Below are 2,054 nucleotides of genomic sequence, written 5' to 3'. Positions count from 1 at the left end.
CCTTAGCTAACGATTATTCCAATCGCCAGGAATGTGATCGAAACTGCGAAGACCGGAGCGAGTAACCAGCGGGCTTGGTGGACACTATTTTCCATGGGCTCCTTCCCGTGAACTTGCAGGGATCAACGACTATGCGCAGCGGCGGTTCCGGGTGGCGCTATGTCCGGCCTATTACGCCAAAACAGGCGAGACTAGGTCCTGTCGCGCGTCAGACCAAAGTCCCTCAAGGGGAACAAATGCAGCTGCCTGAGGTTGGATACCTGGCGCTAAGGCGATCTCGTTCAGCGCATCAGCCCTCACGAAGGAGACAGTTATGAGAATGCATCTTTCCACTGCAGCCGCGGGATTTTTGCTGCTGGCAGGCATCGGTGCCGCTGCCGCTCAGGACGTAGTCATCGAGCCTGAACAGGAGACGGTCATCAGGGAATACGTGAAAAAGCAGCCGCTCGCATCGGTCAAAATCCCTGGAGTGGAGCTCAACATCGGCGCAACCCTGCCCGAGACGGTCGAGCTTCATGAAGTCCCCAACACCGAATACCGCACCGTTGTCGTCGACAACCGGACCGTTGTCGTTGACCCGGGCACACGCAAAATTATTAAGATCATCGAATGACGTGAGCGACTGGGAGGACAGCCCGCCGTGCCGAAAGGTGCGGCGGGCTTTTTTATTTTTGGAACAAAGCCGCGATGCGAGGCCTGCCGTAACAATCAATTTGCTGAAGCTTGTCATGTCATTATGTCGAGAACGGGATCGTATGCCCTTGAGACGAGCGACCATCTGCTTTCGACTGCGCTTAATCGGCGGCATGGACAAGCTCGTTGACGAGAACGGGCCGAGACGGAAGGACTGGGGCTATGGAACCCTGAACAGGCGCATGTTGTTGGTGGTCATTGCCGGCCCGCCTATCTGGACCCGCAAAATCCAAACAGAAGGAGTAACGAGTGTTGGCCAGTCACCGAGGAAGGCGCGTCCGCGCTGAGATTGCTCTTGCCCAGAACCTGATGCTCGCGCCCTGGGTTGTGGGGTTGCGGTTGCCGATCCTGGTTGCCGAGGCAACCGGTTCGCTGGTTTCAGGTCGGCCGGAAACCGTCAAGGCGGTGAGCGAAAAAATTTCGGCCCTTGCGCAGGGGATTCTTGCGGCACAGGTGGCTTGGACGCGGGCGCATTGACATTACCGCTCGCCATAGCCGACGCGTCATCGCCGCTGGCCGATATCGGGCGATCAATGGCCCTTGCTGCTCTTGAGCCTGCGGGGCGGCAGGTTCGCCTAAATCACCGCCGGCTTTCCAGGCGCCGCAAACAGTGAAGCCGCAAGAGGCGAAAACACCCGCAGCAAGGCCGCAACTGCCGCAGTCCATCGATGAATGTGCGATGGCAGTGTAAAACTTGGCGGAATTTCAATGAAACCTCTTCCGGGGCGGCGGCGCAGAAAATGATTTCTACCACCGTATACCCGGGCGGTCGCAATCACCTGACAGACGCGAAAAGAACGCGCCGTCGGCGGATTGACACTTCAGTCGGGATACAGCTCCTTGCCGTTAATGGAGGTGTCGGGAACTGAGCTTCGGTTCGGCGGTTAAAAAAGAGGGAGAGTTACGGAGGTTAAGGTGAACGGCTTGCTGAAGACTGGACTTTCGACAGGCGTGACCGGCACGGTCGCAAGTGTTGTGACGGCGGCGTTCCTCGCCCTTCTGGCCAAAGCCGAAGGAAAGTCGGCGCTGCAGCCGACCAACGCCACCAGCCACTGGTTCCACGGCGACAAGGCTGGTGCGGTTAGGGAGGCCGACCTCGCGCACACGGCGGTCGGCTTCGGCACCCATCATGCTTCGGCCATATTCTGGGCCGCTCCTTTCGAGGCTTGGCTCGCCAGAAAACCTCCGCGGTCGCCGCTACTGATGCTGCGCGATGCCTCCGCGGTAGCCGCGATCGCTGCGGCCGTAGACTATCTCGTTGTGCCGAAGCGGCTGACCCCGGGCTGGGAGACAGTGCTTTCTAAGCGCTCCATCGCAGCTGCGTATGTAGCGCTCGCTCTGGGTTTGGCTGCCGGGGGACT

3 protein-coding genes are annotated in these 2,054 nt (G+C 59.3%); all 3 read left to right on the top strand.

Features of this window, described 5'->3' with window-relative positions:
• Positions 1-313 precede the first annotated feature (313 nt).
• Complete coding sequence (locus tag AC0L2V_RS32120; protein WP_473522179.1) at positions 314-613, top strand: DUF1236 domain-containing protein; 300 nt, start codon at positions 314-316, stop codon at positions 611-613.
• A 329-nt stretch (positions 614-942) separates the two neighbouring features.
• Positions 943-1,170 (top strand): hypothetical protein, encoded by a 228-nt coding sequence (locus tag AC0L2V_RS32115; protein ID WP_473522178.1) that lies wholly within the window; start codon positions 943-945, stop codon positions 1,168-1,170.
• Positions 1,171-1,608: 438 nt separating this feature from the next.
• A partial coding sequence (locus tag AC0L2V_RS32110) for a hypothetical protein (protein WP_473522177.1) occupies positions 1,609-2,054 on the top strand: 446 nt, incomplete at its 3' end.

The sequence above is a fragment of the Mesorhizobium sp. WSM4814 genome (genome assembly GCF_055811595.1).
The sequence above is the reverse complement of the archived record's forward strand: the minus strand, read 5'-3'. Positions and strand labels throughout refer to the sequence as shown.

Coding starts and splice junctions, on each gene's coding strand:
- AC0L2V_RS32120 (WP_473522179.1), top strand. CDS start 314: ATGAGAATGCATCTTTCCACTGCAGCCGCGGGATTTTTGCTGCTGGCA.